Here is an 18,443-nt window from a genome sequence, read left to right as displayed (position 1 = left end):
CGCCGTCCGAAGTGGACGCCGCTCAGGCCCCGGTCAGCTGCCCGAGCTTCCCGGCGAGCCGGTCCAGCCACGCTTCGACCTCGCCCGGCGAACGGTCCGGCAGCCCGAACACGACCTCGGTCACCCCCGCGTCGGCAAGCCGCGCCAGCCCGTCTGGATCCGGGCGCGGGCCGAGGGCGATCACCTCAGGTTCGCCCTCGCGGCCTTCCTCGCGCCAGATTTCCCGCAGCTGCGCGACTTTCTCCGTGATGTCGCCTTCGCCGGGCGTGGTGAGCCAGCCGTCGCTGTGCCGGGCGATCCAGCGGAACGTGCGCTCGTTCCCGCCCGCGCCTACGACCACCGGCACCTTGGGCTGCACCGGTTTCGGCCACGCCCAGCTCGGCCCGAACTCCACGAACTCGCCCGCGTAGCTCGCCTCCTCCTCGGTCCACAGCGCGCGCATCGCCTCCAGGTACTCGCGCAGCGCGGTGCGCCGCCGCTTCCCGGGCACGCCGTGGTCGGCGAGTTCGTCGGTGTTCCAGCCGAACCCGACGCCGAGCGTGACCCGGCCGCCGGACAGGTGGTCCAGCGTCGCGACCGTTTTGGCGAGCGTGATCGGATCGCTTTCCACCGGCAGCGCCACCGCGGTCGCCAGCCGGATCGTCGAGGTCACCGGGACCGCGCTGGCCAGCGCGACCCACGGGTCGAGCGTGCGCAGATAGCGATCGTCGGGAAGCGAGGAGTCGCCGGTCCGGGGATGCGGGGCGTCCCGCCGGATCGGGATGTGGGTGTGCTCGGGCACGTAGAACGTCGCGAATCCGGACTCTTCCGCGGCCTGCGCGGCCGCCGCCGGGGAGATGCCCCGGTCGCTGGTGAACAGCACGATCCCGTATCTCACCCTCGGCACGTTATTAGAACGTGTTTCAGTTTGCAACGGCGTCCGGGCGAGCGCGATTATTCCTGCGGAAACCCGGGCTTGACGGCGCCGTGGGGCGGGTACTCCACTAGTACCTGCGGATCACCGGCCCGTCCTGCCCGAGGAGGGGATCATGCTGCCCCATCGCGACCGCAGCGCCCTGCGGAAGATCGAAGAGGAACTCGCCGCGAGCGACCCCGTGTTCGCCGCGAAACTGAGCGAAGGCGGGCCTCCGACGCAGTCCCGGCGGTGGCAGGCCATCCTCGTCGGAGCCGAGGTCACCGCCCTGTTGATGCTGGTCTTCGGCCTGATGGCGGGCGAAACCGGCTGGTTCCTGTGGGGCTTGGTCGCCGTGCCGCCGCTGGTGTGGGCGCACCGGAGCCTTCTGCGGCGTGGCCGCGAGCGCACGGCCGACGACCAGCCGTGACCGTCAGCGGCGCGCGGCGCGTTCGAGGAGCGGGGTGAGCCGGTACGGCACCATCTCGCGCATCACGAGCGCGTTGTTGGTGCGCTCGACGCCGGGGATTTCCAGCATTTCCCCGGCGATCCGGTACAGGTCGTCGGCGTCGGTCGCGACCACGTGCACCAGCAGGTCTTGCGTGCCGGTCAATCCGCGCACCTGCAGCACCTCCGGCACCGCCGCGAGCGCCCGGCCGACCTCGTCCAGCAGCCGCTGCCGCACCTGCACGGTCACGAACGCGGTGAGCGGGTAGCCGAGCGCGGCCGGGTCGATCCGGTGTTCGGCCGAGCGCAGCGCGTCGCCTTGCTCGAGGCGGGCGAGCCTGCTTTGCACGGTGTTGCGGGACAGGCCCAGCTCGTCGGCGAGCGCGACGGCGGTGGCGCGCGGGGTGCGGCCGAGCGCGAGCAGGATCCGGGCGTCGGTGGCGTCGAGCCGCTGTGTGCTGGGCATGCTGCGCAGTCCTTTCCGCACCGCGAGGTGCTGTTCTGGGCGTTCTGCTCAATGTCGAGCGCGCTTGTTGTGCATCCTACCCAGCTCTGCTGGACTAGCTTGAACTTTCCGCCCAAGAAAGGTCTGATCCGTCGTGAGCAGCGCCGCCCCCGAACGCCTTCCGGACAACGACACGGTGACCGTCCTGCGCGAGGTGCAGGACCGGGTGCTGTGGCTGTCGGCCGCGATCATCGACCACGCGAACCGGGTCCGGCCCAACCCGACCGGGCTCAAGGTCGGCGGGCACCAGGCGTCCAGCGCGTCGATGGTGTCGATCATGACCGCGCTGTGGTTCGCCCGGCTGCGCGCCGAGGACCGCGTTTCGGTGAAGCCGCACGCCTCCCCCGTGCTGCACGCGATCAACTACCTGCTCGGCGACCTCGAAGAGAAGTACCTGACGACGCTGCGCGAGTTCGGCGGCCTGCAGAGCTACCCGTCGCGCTCGAAGGACCCGGACCAGGTCGACTACTCCACCGGCTCGGTCGGCATCGGCGCGACCGCCCCGATCTGGGGCGCGCTGGCGCGGCGCTACGTCGAATCGCACGGCGGCGGCGCGGGCACCGGACGGCAGTACTCGCTGGTCGGCGACGCGGAACTGGACGAGGGCGCGTGCTGGGAGGCGATCCTCGACCCGAACGTCGCCGAACTGGGCGAGGTCGTGTGGATCGTCGACCTGAACCGGCAGTCGCTCGACCGCGTGGTGCCGAACATCGGCGCGACCCGGCTGCAGGGCATGTTCGAGGCGGCCGGCTGGCAGGTGCTGACCGTGAAATACGGCCGACTGCTGCAGGATCTGTTCGAGCGGCCGGGCGGCGCGGCGCTGCGCCAGCGCATCGACGAGATGTCGAACCCGGAGTACCAGCGGCTGCTCCGGTGCACCCCGGCCCAATTGCGCGAACGCCTGACGACGCCGGAACTGGCTCCGCTGCTGGACACTCTCGACGACGACACGCTGCACGCCGCCATCCGCAACCTCGGCGGGCACGACCTGTCCGCGCTGCTGGACACGTTCGACGCCATCGAAGACCACCGCCCGACGGTCGTTTTCGCTTACACCGTCAAGGGATTCGGTCTCGCCAGCGAAGGACATCCGCAGAACCATTCGTCGCTGCTGACCGCCGACCAGCTGGGCTCGCTGGCCGAGCGCGTCGGAATCTCGCTCGACAACCCGTGGCAGAAGTTCCCGGACGGCTCCGCGGCCGCCGAGCTGTGCGCTTCGACGGCCGCTCGCCTGGAACGGGAACCCGTTACGCCGCAACCGGTTCCGGCGCTGCCGTCGGACATCGGCCGCACGCCGTCCGGCCGCACCACCACGCAGGCCGCGCTCGGCCGCGCGCTGCTCGACCTGACCCGCGAAGCGCCCGAAGCGGCGGAACTCGTGGTGACGCTGTGCCCGGACGTCTCGTCCAGCACCAACCTCGGCGGCTGGGTCAACAAGGTCGGCGTGTGGTCGCCGCAGGAACGCGTCGACTGGTTCGCCGACGACCCGGAAACGATCCTGCACTGGCGCGAGCGGCCCAGCGGACAGCACCTGGAACTGGGCATCGCCGAGGTGAACCTGGTGAGCGCGCTCGGCGAACTGGGCACGACGTGGTCGCGCTGGGGCCGTCCGCTGCTCCCGATCGGGGTGCTTTACGACCCGTTCGTGGAGCGCGCGCTGGAACCGTGGTCGTTCGGCATCTACGGCGGCGGACAGTCCATTTTGGTCGGTACGCCGTCCGGCGTCACGCTCGCTCCCGAGGGCGGCGCGCACCAATCGGTGACCACTCCGTCGGTCGGGCTCGAACAGCCGGGCTGCGTGACGTACGAACCGGCCTTCGCGCTGGACGTCGAATGGACGCTGCTGGCTTCGCTTGCCCGGCTCGGCCGCCCCGACGGGACTTCCGCTTACCTGCGTCTGTCGACCCGTCCGGTGGACCAGAGCCTGGCCGCGGTGCCCGCCGATCCGGCGGCACGGGAACGCCGTCGCCGCCAGGTCGTGGCCGGCGCGTACCCGATCCGGACCGCCGCGGTGGCGCGCCCGGACGTCACGCTGGTGACGATGGGCGCGATGGTGACCGAGGCGCTGGAGGCCGCCGACCGGCTGGACGCGTTGGGCAAGCACGCCGACGTCGTGTGCGTGACGAGCGCCGGCCTGCTGTTCCGCGCGGTGCAGGCGCGGGCGGGACAGGACACGGCCGACACGTGGATCCTGGAGTCGGCGCTGCCGTCCGAACGGTCCGCCCCGATGGTGACGGTTCTCGACGGGCATCCGCACACGCTGGCGTTCCTCGCGAACGTCCACCGCGTGCGGGCCGCGCATCTCGGCGTGAACCGGTTCGGGCAATCGGGCGATCTCGACAGTGTGTACCGGTACCACGGCATCGACACCGACAGCATCATCCAGGCCGCGCTGGACGTGGCCGACTGATCGAGGAGCGCTTTGGTGCTGGCTGCACGGGGCCGGCAACCGATTCTATTTCGCCAGCGCCGCACGGACGACGCCACCTGGGGAGCACCCGCTGGGCGTGGTGACGCAATGGGCGGGTCAGTACCCGACCCACCCTTTGCTGATCCACTGCTTCACTTTGCCCTCGAACCCCTTCGGGGCCTTCGCGGGATCCTTCGCCTTGGTCGCCAGCCAGAACTGCTTCGCGACATCAGCCGTGCCGTACGCGTCCTTCACGTATCCCCGGAACGCGCGGATCTGGTCGTCGCAGTCGGTCGAGTCGGCCTTGTCCTTCAGGTACTTCACGCGCGTCGCCTTCACCAGCTGCCCCAGCCCGAACGCGCTCGACACGGCGTTCTTCGCGGTGGGCTGCCACCCCGACTCCGCCTCGATGATCCAGTCCTCGGCGTCGGTGATGTCGTCCGGCTTCGGGCACCGGCCGCCCGGTTGGGCCGCCGGTCCCGAGGTTTTCCGCGGCGTCGACTGCAAGAGAGTCCGGGCGCCGGAGCGGCCAAAGCGCGGGTCGTCCATGTCGTCGCGCTGCAGCACCGGACCCGCGGCGGCAACCATCGAGCCGCCGGTCCGGCCGTCGGCGCGGAGGCGGGCTTCGACCTCGGCGGGGGAATGCGAGTCGCCGATCGGCAGCCCGGACACGGGAATCGCGGTGACTCCGCTTTGCTGCACCACGTGGGTGAGTTCGTGGGTGAGCACCCGCTGGCCGAGCGCGGTTCCCGGGCGACAGCCGGCGCCGAACACCACGTGCGGGCCGACGGTGTAGGCCCGGGCTCCCACCGCCTCGGCCGACTGCGCGGCCCGCGGTCCGGCGTGCACGCGGACCTGGCTGAAATCGTGGCCGAACTGGGCGTTCATCGTCGTGCGCGTCGCGTCGTCCAGCGGCTCGCCGGGCTCCCGCAGCACCTCGTGCACGACCGGCGGCGCGACGTTCGGCTTGCTCTGACGGGCGAACATAACCGCTGGATTGTCCGCCGCCCGCGTCACCGCGGCGTCACCGGTCGGTTAGTCCCCGATCCGGATCAGCGACCGGGCGCCCTCCCCTCGCCGCATCCGGTCGAACGCGTCGCCGACCTCGTCGAGCGAGATCCGGTGCGTCACCAGGGTTTCCAGGTCCAGCTCGCCCGAGCGGACCTCGTCCGCCAGCACCGGGATGTCGCGATCCGGGTCGGAGGCCCCGTAGACCGTGCTGGTGAGCGTGCGGGCGAAGTGGAAGATCTCCAGCGGGTTCAGCACGACCTGCTGGTCCTTCCGCCCGACGCCGACCACCGTGCAGTGCCCGCCGCGGCGCACCGAACTCCACGCCGCGCGGATCGTGGCGGCCGCGCCGACGCATTCGAACGCGTAATCCGCGCCCCGCCCCTCGGTCAGCCCGCGCACCTGCTTGGCGAGTTTGTCGTCGCTCAGCAGGAAATCCGTCGCGCCGGCCGCCCTCGCGAGCGCCTCTTTCTCCGGCGACAGATCAGCCGCGATGATCTGCCCGGCACCGGCGAGCTTCGCCCCCAGCACCACGCACAACCCGATCCCGCCGAGCCCGAGCACGAGCACGCTCTGTCCTTTTCGGACTTTCGCGGTGTTGCGCACCGCGCCGACCCCGGTGAGCACCGCGCAGCCCATCAACGCGGCCAGGTCGAGCGGAATGCCGTCCGGCAGCGGCACCACGGATCGCCCCGGCAGCACGGTTTCCTCGGCGAACCCGCCGACGCCGAGCAGCACGTTGAGCGGCTGCCCGGCCAGCTCGCCGCGCGGCAGCGTCGTGATGCCCTCGATCGCCGAGCACAGCCAGGGCTCCCCAGCCAGGCAGAACCAGCATTCCCGGCACGCGGCGGCCCAGTTGAGCACCACCCGGTCGCCCGGCTTGACGTGCCGGACGTCCGCACCGGCCTCGGCCACCACGCCGGACGCCTCGTGCCCCGGCACGAACGGGTACTGCGGGCGCAGCGTTCCGTCCACCATGGACAGATCGGAATGGCACACCCCCGCGGCCGCGATCCGGACCCGGACGTCGCCGGGGCCGACCGGCGGCAGCTCGATGTCGCAGACCTCCGGACGGCCGCCCTGCTCGCGCACGACCACGGCTTTGACCACGATGTCTTCTCCTTCGGGTCGCGCTAGAGCTGGATGGACTTGAGTTCGGTGAACTCGTCGAGCGCGGCCCGGCCCATCTCGCGGCCGAGACCGGACCGCTTGTACCCGCCGAACGGGGCGAGCGGGTTGAACGCGCCGCCGTTCACGTCGATCTGCCCGGTCCGGACCTTGCGCGCGAAGGCCAGCGCGCGGTCCTGATCGCCCGACCACACCGCGCCGTGCAGGCCGTACTGCGAATTGTTCGCGATCCGGAGCGCGTCCTCCTCGTCGTCGAACGGGATGATCGACAGCACCGGGCCGAAGATCTCCTCCTGCGCGATGGTCGAATCCGGGTCGACGCCGGCGAAAACTGTCGGTGCGACGAAGTAGCCTGTGTCCGCAGGAGCTTCGGTCCCACCCGTCACCAAAGTCGCGCCCTCGGCGATGCCCTTTTCGATGTAGCCGCGCACCCGGTCGCGTTGCGCTGCCGAGACCAGCGGACCCAGTTTGGTCTTGGCGTCCAGCGGGTCGCCCGTCGTGAACCCTTCGGCGAACGTCTTCGCGAGCGCCACCGCCTCGTCGTGCTTCTCGCGCGGGACCAGCATGCGCGTCCACGCCGTGCACGTCTGGCCGCCGTTGAGGAACGCGTTGGAAACCCCGACTTTCACCGCGGTCGCCAGGTCCGCGTCATCGAGGATCACGTTGGCGGACTTGCCGCCCAGCTCCAGCGTCACGCGCTTGACCGAACGCGCCGCCAGCTCCGCGACCCGGGTGCCGGCGCGCACCGAACCGGTGAACGACACCACGTCCACCTCGGGATGCGTCGCCAGCGCCTCGCCGACCACCGGCCCGAACCCGGTCACGAGATTGACCACGCCCGGCGGAAAACCGGCCTCGTGGATCGCGTCGAACAGCTGGTACGCGCTCAGCGGCGCGACCTCGCTCGGCTTCACCACCACCGTGCACCCGGCCGCGAGCGCCGGCGCGATCTTGCAGGTGATCTGGTGCAGCGGGTAATTCCACGGCGTGATCGCCGCGACCACGCCCGCCGGTTCGCGCACGATCAGCGAGTTGCCGACCTTCTCCTCCGGCTCCTCCTGGCCGAGCAGCTCGACATACGTCCGCACGTCGGTCTGCGGCAGCGCGGCCTGGATCCGGGTCGCGATCCGCAGCGGCGTGCCGACGTCCTTCGCGATCGTCTCGCCGATCTCGTCGGCTCGCTTCGCCAGCCCGTCGACCAGCTTGCCCAGCAGCTCCGCGCGTTCCGCCCGGGTCGTGGCCGCCCACGCCGGGAACGCCTCGCGCGCGGCCCGCACCGCCCGGTCGGCGTCGGCCGCCGTGCCCTCCGGGATCCGCGCCTGGACCTGCTCGGTAGCCGGGTTCTCCACCGGGATCCGGGCTTCGCTCTCCGAGCGGACCCATTCGCCGCCGATGTACAGGACGTCGCGCTCAGCCACCGAGTCTCCTTCGACCTAGGGTCCTCTTCCCTCGCCGGATTCTATAGAAAACGCACCCGCTGTCTAGTGCGCCGCCAGCACGCCCTGGGCCGCGAGGAAATCGACCAGCAGATCCCCCGCCTCGCGGATGTGCGCCGCCATTGCCTCCCGCGCCGCTTCCGGCTTGCGCTCATTCAACGCGGCAAGCACCCGATCGTGGTCGTCGCGAGCAAGAAGCGGCCAGCCCGGGATGTCCGCGTACGCCGAGAAGGGGACGTACCTGAGCGTCAAAGACAGCATCCAGGTGAACTTAGGCGCGGCGGCAGCGCGATTGACCATGCGATGCAACGCGAAATCGGCCCGCTCGGTCGCGTCGAGATCACCGTCGCGGACGGTTTTCTCGATCTCCCGCTGGAGATCGTCCAGCTGCGCCAGCCCCGACGGCTCCAGCAGCTCCGCCGCCCGCGCCGCCAGCTCGCCGGAGACGTAAGCCTGCATCGCGTAGACGTCGACCACGTCCCGGCGCGTCACCGGAATCACCCGGAACCCGCGCCCTGGACGGAAATCGACCATGCCCTCGCCCGCCAGCGCCATCAACGCCTCGCGCACCGGAGTGGCGCTGACGCCGAGCCGCTCGGCCAGATGCTCGGTGCGCAGCCGCTCGCCGCCGCGGACCGCACCGGTCAGGATCAGATCGCGCACCTGCTTGGCGACCCGCGGACTCAGCCGCTCGCGCGCTTCTCCCGCCACCGTCACGAAAACTCCCCGCCAGCGTCGATTTCCCGTCATCGTAGCCGCTCGCCGTCGATGTGACCCCAGTCACTTTTTGCTTCGGAGAGAACCTGGGAAGGGGGTCGCGTCGACTATCCGGACGAACCCATGCACGGGTGAACCGCACAGTGTCCTCAATGGACACTTCGAGGGAGGGAAACGGAATGTCAGTGAAGTCTTCGATTCTGCGCCACGGCCGCCTGGTCGCCGGAACGGCGGTCGCCGCCGCCGTCATCGCGGGCGGAACGATCGGAGTCGCCGCCGCGTCGACCGGCGACCGCCCTGCCGCACCGGCCGCCGCCCAGCCGCCCGCCGCCGAACAGCCCCCGCAAGGCGCCAGGGCGACGGTGAAGGTCGACCCGAACCCGGCAGTCCCCGGCGGGGACGTCACGATCACCGGCAACTGCGGCGGAGGCAAAGGCCTGAAGAAGGTCATCGGCGGCTACCCCGGCCACCAGATCCTGAAGGACCTCAAGATCGTCGACGCGAACCCGGAAGCCTTCAAGGCCACGGCGAAACTGACCACGAAGATCGGCAACGGAGTAGGCCCGGTCCTGGTCGACTGCGACGGCGAAGCTGGCGTGACCCTCCTGGTGACGCACAGCCAGGAGGAAGGCAAGTAGGGATGGGAACTGCGGAACGGCTCCGCGGCACGAGGGTGACTCGGGCTGGTTCGGAGGTGGTACTGGCCGGGTAGGCCAGGTGCCGTGCCGGTTCGGTGGTGTCCGGACGCCACCGAACCGCGTCAACGGCTCCGGCCGGGCAAGTCGCACCTTCGACGCCGAGGTCGCCGCTGCGAGGATCGCGCCCGAACAGATTTCGTCCCGGTATTGCCGACCGTCTGCTCATCGTCGAGTCAGCTGTGTCGAGTCGGCACGTCAGCCACCCAGCACCGACTTGCCAGCTTGACGCGGAGACGGCGAAGTACGCCGCAGACGTCGCCGGCTTCGGTGTCGGAACGACGCCCCAGCCAAGCAGACCTCGCCCATGCGGCCGGTCGCTGGCTCAGCCGGAGGCGTCCCGAGGGCTGCCTGCTCAGCAGGCAGGTGACCGGCCGGTCCCCCAGGCCGGCCGGTCACGCCCGCGGGCTGACGCACCAGACGGACCGTGCCACGAGATGGACGCCACCACCCCCGCAGGGGTGGAAAATCCCGCGCCCGCCAACCGCCCGCGCCCTGCTGTGAAGCGATGTGCGAGCGCTGTGAGGTTGCTGTGCATCCGGCCGCACGGGATGCCCGCCGGGCACCGGCATGGTCATCTTGATGTGTGAGAGTCACCGTTTCCCGGACCGCGCTGATCATCTGCGCGGCGGCCGCACTCGTCGCGACCGGCGGCGCCAGCGCCGCCGTCGACACTGCCGTCGTCGACACCGCTGACGTCACCACCTCGGCCGCTCCCACCCCCAACCAGCCAAGCACCGCCGCCGGCCCGGCAGGCAACGCCAGCCCAGCAGCCGGCGCGTTGTTCTCCGGCGGCAACCACTTCTGCTCGGCCAGCGTGGTGCACAGCCCGACCGGCGACCTGCTCCTCACCGCCGCGCATTGCGTCGGCGGCGACGTCTCCGGCGTCACCTTCAAGCCCGGTTACCACGACGGCCTCGCCCCCTACGGCACCTGGCAGGTCACCGCGGCGGTGGTCGCGGACGGATGGAAATCCTCGTCCGACCCAGACCTCGACTTCGCGTTCCTCAAGGTCGCCCAGCCCGGTCCGGCGAGCCTCGAAAGCCGCACGGGCGCCAACCAGCTCGGCACGAACCAGGGTTTCTCGCACACCATCACCCTCACCGGATACCCGAACGGCGCCGAACAACCAGTCGTCTGCACCGGCACGACCACGCAGTCCGACACCTACCAGCAACGCGTCGCCTGCCCCGGCTTCCCCGACGGCACCAGCGGCGGCCCCTGGGTGATCGACCAGGACCCGGACACCGGCACGGGCACCGTCATCGGAACCATCGGCGGCTACCAAACCGGCGGCGACACCCCGGACGTCTCCTACAGCGCCTACTTCGACGACGACATCGCCCAGCTCTACAAGTCCGCCATCAGCTGAACAGCGCCCGGTGCACCGAGCGGAGCCGACCGGGACTGGCTGTCCCGCGTAGGCTTTCCGCGACGGAAACAGCTGAGCTGGGGAGGGCTGCGGTGAGTTCCGGATCAGCGCCGTCGGCGGCGGGTTTCGACGAGTGGTACTCGACCATGCGCGACGGCGGCGCGCACGATGACCTCCACCAACGGCATCTGGGGCTGCCGCCGCGACTGCTGTCGAGCAGCCTGCTCAGCTGGGACGGCCTCGCGGAAGTCGTCGAGGCACTGCGGCTCGCGCCCGGCGAACGGCTGCTGGATCTGGCCTGCGGGCGCGGCGGGTACGGCCTTGAGATCGCTTCCCGGACCGGAGCGCGGTTGATCGGTGTCGACTTCGCGCAGGAGGCAATCGGCCAAGCTCGGACTCTGACGCAGCAGTTCGCTTCCGTGGACGCCGAATTCCGTCTGGGCGATTTTTCCGACACGACCTTGGAAGCCCGGTCGGCCGACGCGGTCGTCTGCGTCGACGCGATCCAGTTCCAGGCGACCGCAGAGTCGTTCGAGGAGATGCGCCGGGTGCTCCGTCCGGGCGGACGCGTCGCGCTGACGGCCTGGGAGGCCGTCGATTCCGCCGACGAGCGGGTCCCGGCACGGATCCGGGCAGTCGACGCCGAGGCTGGCCTCACCTCCGCAGGCTTTACGGACGTGGTCGTTCGGGACCGTCCACAGTGGCGGGCCGCGGAACGTGCGATGTGGGAGGAGGCCGCGGCGCTCGACCCGGGCGACGATCCTGCCCTGCGGTCCATGCACGACGAAGGTATCCATGTGCTCGCTACCTTCGACCGCACGCGCAGAATCCTCGCCACCGCGACCGCAGGCTGAACGAGGCGGCGATGGACGATCAAGTCCGGGGCGAAGTGCGCTGCCGTTGATCAACCAGAGCTAGGCGGCGCGACAGGTGCCTGATGCAGCGAAAGATTCTGCCCAGCCTTCTCGTCCGCGGCCCACGCACCGGACTCCGCCGTCCACGTCTGGCCGGCGAAGCTCACCCGGTCGATGCCCAGTTTCGCCGCGCGGGCCACCAGCCAGCTCGCGATCCGCCAGCCCTCCGCGGCCGGGTGCGCGCCGCTCAGGCGGGCCGTGCCCAGTTCGGCGTTCGCGACAGTCACCAGGTTCGCCGGCGGGTTCAGCGTCAGGTTCCGGCAGGTCAGCGACGCCGGGTACTGGCCGGTCAGCGCGCCGGTCAGCGCGGTGGCTTCGTCTTCCCACTGGGCGTACGCGTCGGGTGCGCCGGAGCGCTGCACCGCCTGCGCCGCCTCGGTGACGGGAATCGTCTGCCAGTTGTCGAGTTTCGCCAGCTTCTTGTAGAACTCCGTCGCCGAGTAGACCGGGTCCTGGAGCTGGTCGGGGGTGCCCCAGCCCTGGCTCGGGCGCTGCTGGAACAGGCCGACCGAATCCCGGTCGCCGCCGCTCAGGTTGCGGAGTTTCGACTCCTGCAAAGCGGTCGCCAAGGCGACCGTGACCGCGTGCGAGGGCAGGCCCTGCTTGACGCCGACGGCGGCGATGATCGCGGCGTTGTTCATCGGCTCCGGTTGCAGCGTGTACTGCGGCGCGGAGGCGTCGTTCGCACCCTTCGGCAGCGCCACGGTGCAGCCGGGGGTCTTCACCTCGTCACTGCGCGAGAACATGACCACCACGACGACCACGGCCGCGAGGGCCACGACGACCGCTGCGATCGCCGCTCGCACGCCACACCCGCGCACCCGTTCCCGCCCTTCCCCACTGCCCACTCTGAGTGCACAGTCTGCCCGGGCGTCCCGGCCGCGAGACGTCCGGGTCGGGTCAGCCGGCGTTGGCAGCGCCAAGGAAGATCGGGTTCGACATGGCGACCATGGCGTTCGGCGTCGTCGTCTTCGGGCCGCCCGACGCGCGCCGCACCTCGACCCGCACCCAGCGGCTGTAGCGCGGGTACGTCGTCCACGCGACCGTCGCGCTGCCGGACTCCGGGACGGTCTCGCTGTGCTCCGGGCCGAGCTGGTCGAGGAAGGTCACGGTCGTGCCCGGCACTCCGCGAACAACAGCGCGCACCTCGACCGGCGTGCCTGTGCCCGCGACGAGCCGTCCGCCGATGCCCGCGGTGCGGCCCGCGCCGGAGACCGAGAAGTCGAGCTGTACGTCCTTCGATTCGGCGAGCCAGGACCGGCCCGCCTTGAGCCCGGCGAGCAGTTCCCCCCGGCCGAGCCGGTCCGCCTGGACGACGGTGTGCGGGAGCGCCACGGTCTGGTCCGGGTTGTGCGCGTCGGAATCGCCGATCGCCGGGATCCACCGGCCGCCGCGCAGCAGGCCGTCCCAGTGCGTGACGCTCGCTTCGTCCTCCGCGGTCCACGGGCCGTTCCACACCTCGACGAGGTCGGCGATCTCGTAGGCGAATTCGTAGGTGCAGCCGAAACAGTTCGCGAACGGGTGCGCGGCGGTGACCAGGCCGCCCGCCCGGTGCACCTGGTCGGTGAACCGCCGGAAGCCGGCCGGGTCGGACGCGCGGTAGCGCCAGTCGATCCAGGTGCCGGCCGGGACGCCGATCGCGGGCCAGTGCCCGGACCGCGTGGTGACCTCCTCGCCGTTCAGGATTAGCAGGTCGTCGGTCGCGTAGTCGCCCCACACGAGCTGCGAACTCGACGTGTTGTGGTCGGTGGACACGATGAAGTCCAGCCCGGCCGCCCGCGCGTCCGCGACGAGCTGCTCCGGCGTCCGCCTGCCGTCGGAGTGAACGGTGTGCAGGTGGGAGTCGCCGCGGTACCAGGACCGGCCGCGGTCGCGCGCGGGTGCTGTCGCGGGGGCCGGGTTCGGCTGGAACGGCTTCGAGGTGTCCCGGCCGAACGTGAGCGTGATGTCGACGCGGTAGTTCATGCCCTGCGGCGCGACCGTGTACGGGCCGAGGATGACGTGCCAGCGCCCAGGCGTGATCGGCCCGGCGAGGTACCCGGGCGTCGCCTCGGCGGCGCTGATCGAGAACCGGTCGCGGAACCCGCCGGACCAGCCCCGGAAGCCGCGCCGGGTGCCCAGCTCGTGCCCCTCCGGGCCGAACATCCCGATGTCGCAAGCATTTCCGCGAGTGCCGGCGGGCACGGCGGGCTTGTCGTAGGAGTAGACGACGTCGATCTGCTTCACGCCGCGCGGCACGTCGACCGGGAGGTAGTACCAGTCGGGCACGTCCGGGCGGAAGGTGCCGGTGACGGTCTTCGTCTGCTGCCCGGTGCCGGGCGCGGGCGCCGCGAACGAGACGCCCGGGAGCATGCCCATCGCCGCCCCGGCCGCGACGACGCCGCCGGCCCGGAACAGGTTGCGCCGGTTGAGTTCCCCAGTGGACATGGCTACCTCCGCAGCAAAGAAGTCGCGCCGACGCTAACCGCCGGGGCAACCCCCTTCAACGACGCTGCGGTGAACACTCGGCGACTCGACTGGCTTGGACCACTCCGCGCCGGCGCACGCAGGTGACGCTCGACGCGCAGGAACGGCCGTTTGTCCCATAACGGTTGGGGACGCACGGAATCGCGGCGTCGCGCAGCGCGCGGCTGCCAATTCGCACTGCCGCCGAACCGCGAGCGACGATTGCCGTACTCAGCGCGGACGCGAAGACGCTCCGGTCACGGCCTCTCGGTCACCGCGACGCAGTAAGGCCACTCACGATCGCAAGCCGACCACACGCCAGTTCGCCACGGATCAAGCGAGGAGCCTCACCGCTCCGGCACGCACATCAGCGGAGAGACCGCGCCGTTCCACGACAGACTAGGTCGGCCGGGGCTTCAGATATGCGAATCGCCCAAGCCGAAGCAGCACAGCGCCGCTCAAAGCGACAACCCTGCAGCCGCATCACCCCACCGCACCACTCCCCTCCACAACCCGGTCCAGCCACTCCTCCATCAACGCCTCGAACAACACCGGCTGCTCGAACTGCAGGTTGTGCCCCGCCCGGTCCAGCACCGCGAAGCTCGCCCGCGGATAGTGCCCCAGCAAGCCGTACAGCTCCGCGAATCCGGTGGAGGCGTCCTGCCTCCCGCACACGATCAGCGCCGGTTTCCGGTACGCCGGACCGCTTTCCGGATCGGCCGACAACGTCCAGCCCGCCAGCATCCGCTGCAGTGCGGCGCGATCGGCCGCCGCCAGGCCGGGCGCGACGTCCGCGCGGAAACGCGCCAGCGTCTCCGCGGACTGGACCACCGCGACCTCCCCGTACTCCGCCGCCTCGGCCGGGTCGAGACCCGCCAGCAGCTCCGGATCGGCGCGCAGCACCTCGTGCTCCGGGACGTCCCGTTCCAGCACCGGCACCGGGCGGCCGACCGGGCACAGCAGCGCCAGCCCCGCGATCTGCTCGGGCCGCGCCCGCACCAGACCACGCGCCAGGTAACCCCCGTACGACTCCCCGACCAGCAGAAACGGCTCCTCGCCGATCAGGTCGTCGACGAGGTCCCCGAGCGCGGCGACGAGGTCGTCCGACCCGCGCGCGGACCCGGCGGGCGATCACCCATCCCGGGCAGATCCGGGTAGATCCGCCGGAATCCGGGCCGCCGCGCGAAGACCGGTTCGAGACAGCCGGTCATCAGGCGGTGGTCCGGCATCCAGCCGTGGACGGCCAGCACCGGCGTGCCGGAACCGTGCTCGACGTAATGCATCGTTCCCTCCCTGTTCGCCGGTCACCGTTGTACCGCACGGCACCGACAATTCCGGGACGCCCGCGGCCGGGAGGAGGGCAGCGCCTGCCGCGGGGTGCGCATATTCCGGGATCATTTCCCGGAAAGTCAGCCGCGCGAGCTGATCAATTCTCTTTCGGGTGCCGGCCGTCCCGGAGCGGGACGGCGCGGAACACAAGCCAGCAGAAGGAAACCTGCCACGACGCCCAGGAGCACGTGGCCGGTGACGGCGCACAATCCGCACAATGCGGTCCATAGGACGATCTTCATCCACCGAGTGTAGGACCGCGCGGAATCGCCGACGGCGGACTTGGGAAAGACTTAGGGTTAGGTTTAGCGGAATTCCCCGAAGGAAGCACAAGAAAGGGTTGCCTTTCCTCCGGCCGAGGGTCCCTTGCCGCGCCGCGAGGGCGGTCCGGCAGGATCGGAGCGTGCCCACGCCCGGAACCAGCGCGCTCGTCGTCACGCTCCCGTCCGCCGCCGTCCTGCTCGAAACCGCCGCGGCCGTCGATCCCGGACTCGTCCGTCCCGGCCTTCCGCCGCACGTCACCGCCCTGTACCCGTTCCTGCCCGCCGACCGGCTCACCGAGCAGACCGACGCCGACGTCCGGCAGCTCGCGGCCAGCTTCCCCGCAACAGAAGTACAGCTGACCGACCTGGTCACCGCGCCCGGATTCGTCGCCGCGGCCGCGCCCGCGCTACAGCCCCTCGCCGACGCTGTGTGCGATCACTGGCCTGAGGTGCCCCCGTACGGCGGCCGCTTCGGCGCGCACCCGCCGGCGCATTTGACGATCGCCCTCGGCGGCACCGACGACCAGCGCGCCGAGGTCGCCGAACGAGCGCGCGCCGCGCTGCCGATCACCGCCAGGGCGGAAACGCTGCACCTCGTCGCGCTCACCGAGGAGGGTTGGCAGCTCCGGCTGTCGGCTCCGCTCGGAACGCCTGCGCGATAGCCCGCAGCCGAGCCACATCGGCCGCGAAAGCGGTCTGCTCGGACGGTGCCGCTGGTTCGTCCGGGACCGCGCCGGTCGAGCTGCGCAGCACCTGCGCCGCCGCGCTCGGCGACAGCTCGGGCCCGACCCCGGACAGCAGCAGCCCGTCGTTGATCTCGCTCATCATCGTCAGCAGCCGCTCCCGGCCGGTCCCCGACGAGCCGTCGAGCCGGACGACGTCCGGATACCGCGAGGTCAGGTGCTCGCGAAGCGGCCGCAGCACCGCCCGCGTCCGCGCGTCGCGCACGGCCCGGCCCAGCGCGGGCGTCGCCGGCACCGTCAGCCCCACCACGATCAGCAGCACCGAAATCGCCGGGAACCCGACCGCGAGCGAGCACCGGACCGTCGAAAACGCGCCGCGGCACAGCTTCGTGACCGGATGCTCCGCGGTCAGATCGCTGATCAGATCGACGATCTTGCCGATCAGGTAAGCGAAAGCGAACACACAGGCCACGAGCACGATGCCCAGCCCGACCCGCAACGCGCCCGTACCCGCGCGCACCGCGCCGGCCGACACGACGGCGATGTCCGCCACCGCCAAGCCCAGGTACAGCGTGTACACGACGATGTACACGACCAGTGTCGGGTTCGACCGGTACAGCTCGTCGAAGAGCCCGACGCCCGTCGGCAGCCCGCGCGTCGCGAAGAAGGACGCCGTGAGCACCACAAGCGCGACAATCAACGCGCCGAGCCGCGCACGCCGCCGACGCTGCGCCGCGCCACCGATCTCCGCGACAGTCACTTCGATGCCGTACGCAGCCACCATCGTCGCGAGGTTCGACAGCAGCCGTCCCAAGCTCGGGTACAGCTGGCTTTCGATCGCCTGCGCGCTGTCGGCGAGCAGGCAGAAAGCGACGCCGAGAGCAATCAGGCTGGTCGCCAGCCCCACGCCCGCGCCAGTCCGCCGCGCCCGGACCGCGCGCCAGATCCCGACCGCGAGGGAGAACAGGCCGACCCCGAAGAACAGAACGTCGATCATCCGCGCGCTACCCGAGCAGCGACGCGAAGCGCCGCGCGCGATCCGCGGCCGGACCGGAGGCACCCGGCCGCAACTGGGCACCGTCTTCCGTAGCGGCGCTCATGAGGAACACGGCGATAAGCTCCGCTTCGTACTCGTCGGAATTCGTCGTGACGCGCGTGAGCAGATGCGACAGCAGGTGCGCGCTGAGATCAGGCGCGACCGTCGCCGCTTCGGCGTCCGTGAGCACGCACTCGCCGCGATGCTCGCACAGCAGGTGAGCGATCTCGTGGGCGATGATGTGGTCCTGGTGCAGCGAAGACGTGCCCGCCGCGTACGCGATCAGGTCGAAGTCGTCGTGCCGCTGCCACGCGCCGGAGGGCTGGCCGGGCGCGTAGTCGACCGCGAGCAGGTCGATGTCGCGGCCGCGATGGCGCTCCAGCCGGTCGATCCACGCGTTCATCGACCACGGCCGCGGGGCGGGCACGTGCCGCAGCAGGTCGCGCACCCGGTTGCGGGCGCGTACGCGCACGGTCGGGTCGATGTCCCCTCCCGAGGCGATCGGCGGCTGGACCAGCCTGGTGCACCACGGCGTCCCCGGTGCTCCGGCAGGGGCCAGCATAGCCGCCCGGCTCACTCCCGCTTGCGCCCGCGCCGGGTGCGTTCGCGGCCCTCGGTGTAGCTGTCGAGCTGGTCCATCAGCGCGGAAACCGTCCGCCGGTCGCGTTCGGACAGCCGCATCGCGCGCTGGGCCAGGTCACGGGCCTGGGTGTCGCGCCAGGCGACGACGTCGGCGACCTGCTCGTCGACCTTTCCGGCGACCTCGTCGTCGAAGAAGTAGGTGACCGGCACGCCGAAGAACCGCGCGAGCGCCTGGATGTGCGACCGCTTCGGGTCGCGCCGGGCGCCGACGGCGAGCTGCTGCACGTGCGTCGCCGACATGCTGACGCCGGTGACGTCGGCGACGCCCTGGGCGATCTCGCGATAGGAGTAGGGCTTGCGGTCCGGCGGGTGCACCGTCGCGATCAGGTGCGCCAGCCGCTGCGCGAAGCTGCGCTCCTCCGACTGCTCGGCCATGCCGCCCCCCATCGCCGTTCCGTCTCCGTAACAGCGTCCAGCATAACCGTCTCGAAAACTTGACACCAGCCGTCCCGCTCCAGCTACACTCCCCACCGCGCATCGTTTAGAAAACTAAACACCGGGATCCGCGTGCGGTCGCTGGG

Annotated in this window: 20 protein-coding genes; 6 read left to right on the top strand and 14 right to left on the bottom strand. The window is 70.8% G+C overall.

Annotated features, from left to right (window positions below):
* Positions 1–22 precede the first annotated feature (22 nt).
* Positions 23–877, bottom strand: coding sequence for a TIGR03619 family F420-dependent LLM class oxidoreductase (locus ACFSVL_RS17910; RefSeq protein ID WP_378305518.1), 855 nt, complete (start codon positions 875–877; stop codon positions 23–25).
* 151 nt (positions 878–1,028) lie between these two features.
* On the opposite strand from ACFSVL_RS17910, the gene ACFSVL_RS17905 reads away from it, so the two are divergent.
* Complete coding sequence (locus ACFSVL_RS17905) at positions 1,029–1,322, top strand: DUF3040 domain-containing protein (protein WP_378305516.1); 294 nt, start codon at positions 1,029–1,031, stop codon at positions 1,320–1,322.
* Positions 1,323–1,325: 3 nt separating this feature from the next.
* Here the strand turns inward: ACFSVL_RS17905 and ACFSVL_RS17900 are convergent, their stop codons facing one another.
* Positions 1,326–1,805, bottom strand: coding sequence for an Lrp/AsnC family transcriptional regulator (locus tag ACFSVL_RS17900; protein WP_378305514.1), 480 nt, complete (start codon positions 1,803–1,805; stop codon positions 1,326–1,328).
* Positions 1,806–1,938: 133 nt separating this feature from the next.
* Here ACFSVL_RS17900 and ACFSVL_RS17895 point away from each other — a divergent pair, with 133 nt between their 5' ends.
* Positions 1,939–4,254, top strand: a complete 2,316-nt coding sequence (locus tag ACFSVL_RS17895; protein ID WP_378305512.1) for a transketolase-like TK C-terminal-containing protein — start codon at positions 1,939–1,941, stop codon at positions 4,252–4,254.
* A 117-nt stretch (positions 4,255–4,371) separates the two neighbouring features.
* Here ACFSVL_RS17895 and ACFSVL_RS17890 read toward each other — a convergent pair whose 3' ends face one another.
* The 4 genes from ACFSVL_RS17890 to ACFSVL_RS17875 all read right to left on the bottom strand — a co-directional run bounded on the left by ACFSVL_RS17890 (position 4,372) and on the right by ACFSVL_RS17875 (position 8,543).
* Positions 4,372–5,241: an aggregation-promoting factor C-terminal-like domain-containing protein gene (locus ACFSVL_RS17890; RefSeq protein WP_378305511.1), complete on the bottom strand. Its 870-nt coding sequence runs from the start codon at positions 5,239–5,241 to the stop codon at positions 4,372–4,374.
* Between the two features lie 48 nt (positions 5,242–5,289).
* Complete coding sequence (locus ACFSVL_RS17885) at positions 5,290–6,372, bottom strand: alcohol dehydrogenase catalytic domain-containing protein (RefSeq protein ID WP_378305509.1); 1,083 nt, start codon at positions 6,370–6,372, stop codon at positions 5,290–5,292.
* Between the two features lie 23 nt (positions 6,373–6,395).
* Positions 6,396–7,808, bottom strand: coding sequence for an aldehyde dehydrogenase family protein (locus ACFSVL_RS17880; RefSeq protein ID WP_378305507.1), 1,413 nt, complete (start codon positions 7,806–7,808; stop codon positions 6,396–6,398).
* 63 nt (positions 7,809–7,871) lie between these two features.
* The gene (locus tag ACFSVL_RS17875; RefSeq protein ID WP_378305505.1) at positions 7,872–8,543 is read right to left on the bottom strand and encodes a GntR family transcriptional regulator; all 672 of its coding nucleotides are present in this window, start codon (positions 8,541–8,543) and stop codon (positions 7,872–7,874) included.
* A gap of 179 nt (positions 8,544–8,722) precedes the next feature.
* Between ACFSVL_RS17875 and ACFSVL_RS17870 the strand changes: the two genes are divergently transcribed.
* The 3 genes from ACFSVL_RS17870 (at position 8,723) to ACFSVL_RS17860 (ending at position 11,464) form a co-directional block, all read left to right on the top strand.
* Positions 8,723–9,181, top strand: coding sequence for a hypothetical protein (locus ACFSVL_RS17870; RefSeq protein ID WP_378305503.1), 459 nt, complete (start codon positions 8,723–8,725; stop codon positions 9,179–9,181).
* A 643-nt stretch (positions 9,182–9,824) separates the two neighbouring features.
* The gene (locus ACFSVL_RS17865; RefSeq protein WP_378305501.1) at positions 9,825–10,610 is read left to right on the top strand and encodes a trypsin-like serine peptidase; all 786 of its coding nucleotides are present in this window, start codon (positions 9,825–9,827) and stop codon (positions 10,608–10,610) included.
* 92 nt (positions 10,611–10,702) lie between these two features.
* Positions 10,703–11,464: a class I SAM-dependent methyltransferase gene (locus tag ACFSVL_RS17860; protein WP_378305500.1), complete on the top strand. Its 762-nt coding sequence runs from the start codon at positions 10,703–10,705 to the stop codon at positions 11,462–11,464.
* Between the two features lie 50 nt (positions 11,465–11,514).
* Here the strand turns inward: ACFSVL_RS17860 and ACFSVL_RS17855 are convergent, their stop codons facing one another.
* The 5 genes from ACFSVL_RS17855 to ACFSVL_RS17835 all read right to left on the bottom strand — a co-directional run bounded on the left by ACFSVL_RS17855 (position 11,515) and on the right by ACFSVL_RS17835 (position 15,540).
* The gene (locus tag ACFSVL_RS17855) at positions 11,515–12,330 is read right to left on the bottom strand and encodes a hypothetical protein (RefSeq protein ID WP_378305498.1); all 816 of its coding nucleotides are present in this window, start codon (positions 12,328–12,330) and stop codon (positions 11,515–11,517) included.
* A gap of 94 nt (positions 12,331–12,424) precedes the next feature.
* On the bottom strand, positions 12,425–13,951 hold the full coding sequence (locus ACFSVL_RS17850) for a CehA/McbA family metallohydrolase (protein ID WP_378305496.1): 1,527 nt from the start codon (positions 13,949–13,951) through the stop codon (positions 12,425–12,427).
* Between the two features lie 501 nt (positions 13,952–14,452).
* Positions 14,453–15,031 (bottom strand): alpha/beta fold hydrolase, encoded by a 579-nt coding sequence (locus ACFSVL_RS17845; protein ID WP_378305843.1) that lies wholly within the window; start codon positions 15,029–15,031, stop codon positions 14,453–14,455.
* Positions 15,031–15,252, bottom strand: coding sequence for an alpha/beta fold hydrolase (locus tag ACFSVL_RS17840; RefSeq protein ID WP_378305494.1), 222 nt, complete (start codon positions 15,250–15,252; stop codon positions 15,031–15,033). The genes ACFSVL_RS17845 and ACFSVL_RS17840 overlap by 1 nt, the downstream gene beginning before the upstream one ends.
* 126 nt (positions 15,253–15,378) lie before the next feature.
* Positions 15,379–15,540, bottom strand: coding sequence for a hypothetical protein (locus ACFSVL_RS17835; RefSeq protein WP_167756662.1), 162 nt, complete (start codon positions 15,538–15,540; stop codon positions 15,379–15,381).
* A gap of 161 nt (positions 15,541–15,701) precedes the next feature.
* On the opposite strand from ACFSVL_RS17835, the gene ACFSVL_RS17830 reads away from it, so the two are divergent.
* On the top strand, positions 15,702–16,223 hold the full coding sequence (locus ACFSVL_RS17830) for a 2'-5' RNA ligase family protein (RefSeq protein WP_378305492.1): 522 nt from the start codon (positions 15,702–15,704) through the stop codon (positions 16,221–16,223).
* On the opposite strand, the gene ACFSVL_RS17825 is transcribed toward ACFSVL_RS17830, so the two are convergent.
* Genes ACFSVL_RS17825 through ACFSVL_RS17815 form a run of 3 tightly spaced genes read right to left on the bottom strand, consistent with a single transcriptional unit; the run spans position 16,165 to position 18,297 of the window.
* Complete coding sequence (locus ACFSVL_RS17825; protein ID WP_378305490.1) at positions 16,165–17,241, bottom strand: MAB_1171c family putative transporter; 1,077 nt, start codon at positions 17,239–17,241, stop codon at positions 16,165–16,167. The genes ACFSVL_RS17830 and ACFSVL_RS17825 overlap by 59 nt on opposite strands.
* A gap of 7 nt (positions 17,242–17,248) precedes the next feature.
* Positions 17,249–17,842: a hypothetical protein gene (locus tag ACFSVL_RS17820; RefSeq protein ID WP_378305488.1), complete on the bottom strand. Its 594-nt coding sequence runs from the start codon at positions 17,840–17,842 to the stop codon at positions 17,249–17,251.
* A gap of 11 nt (positions 17,843–17,853) precedes the next feature.
* Entirely contained in the window at positions 17,854–18,297 is a 444-nt protein-coding gene (locus ACFSVL_RS17815) for an XRE family transcriptional regulator (protein WP_378305487.1), read from the bottom strand.
* Between the last annotated feature and the right edge of the window lie 146 nt (positions 18,298–18,443).

The organism is Amycolatopsis silviterrae (genome assembly GCF_042684085.1).
Lineage (GTDB): Bacteria > Actinomycetota > Actinomycetes > Mycobacteriales > Pseudonocardiaceae > Amycolatopsis > Amycolatopsis silviterrae.
Note: the sequence above shows the minus strand (reverse complement) of the source record. Positions and strands in the feature narration are given on the sequence as shown.